Annotated in this window: 2 pseudogenes; one reads left to right on the plus strand and one right to left on the minus strand. The window is 63.8% G+C overall.

The window, feature by feature from the left end:
- Nucleotides 1–385, plus strand: a pseudogene (locus DC522_RS33890) (IS110 family transposase); the annotation flags it as partial.
- A gap of 95 nt (nt 386–480) precedes the next feature.
- On the opposite strand, the pseudogene DC522_RS36735 reads toward DC522_RS33890, so the two are convergent.
- Nucleotides 481–690: pseudogene (locus tag DC522_RS36735) on the minus strand (IS481 family transposase); the annotation flags it as partial.

A 690-nucleotide genomic window follows, 5' to 3' on the forward strand; every position in this document is an offset into this window, starting at 1 on the left:
CGCGGCGCGAGCCCCGGGTCCCCTGCGGGCGTTCTTCCTCCGGGTGAGCAGCCGGCGCGGTCAGCACGTGGCGGCGGTGGCAACGGCCCGCAAGTTGGCCGTCCTCATCTGGCATTTGCTGCACAAGGGCGAGAGCTATCTGTGGGCCCGTCCAGCGCTGCATGCCAAGAAGATGCGCGAACTCGAACTCAAGGCGGGACACCCGGCTGCCCGCGGCCAGAAAGGAGCGGCCCACGCCTACAATCTCAAGAGCCATCGTGACCAGGAGCGGCGCTGGGTCGAGCAGGCCGAGGCGGCTTACACGCGGTTTGTCGCTGGCTGGAGCCCTCGTGGCTCGCGATCCGGAAAGGTGCGCACGGGCGCTCTAAAAGAGGAGCAACGATAAAGGCTGCGCGGCAGGGTTTGCACCTCAAGCCCTGCTCTTTGCCACAGAGTTGCCCGTGCGCGAGGAGAGAATACACCAGTTGAAGCAAAAAAGCTCTTGTCGATCACATCAGTGGTCTGTGGGTTCTTGGTCTTGGTGCGGGAATGATCCACGTCCTCGACGGCGAGATACAACTCGTACTCGTGGTGCTCGGGATTGCCGCAGTACTCGGTGCCTCGGTCGGTGAGTACCCGACACAGCTTCACGTCGTGGGCATCGAAGAACGGCAGGACACGGTCGTTGAGCAGATCAGCGGCGGTGAGCGG

Origin of the sequence: Microvirga sp. KLBC 81, from assembly GCF_003075415.1 — a bacterium.
GTDB lineage: Bacteria > Pseudomonadota > Alphaproteobacteria > Rhizobiales > Beijerinckiaceae > Microvirga.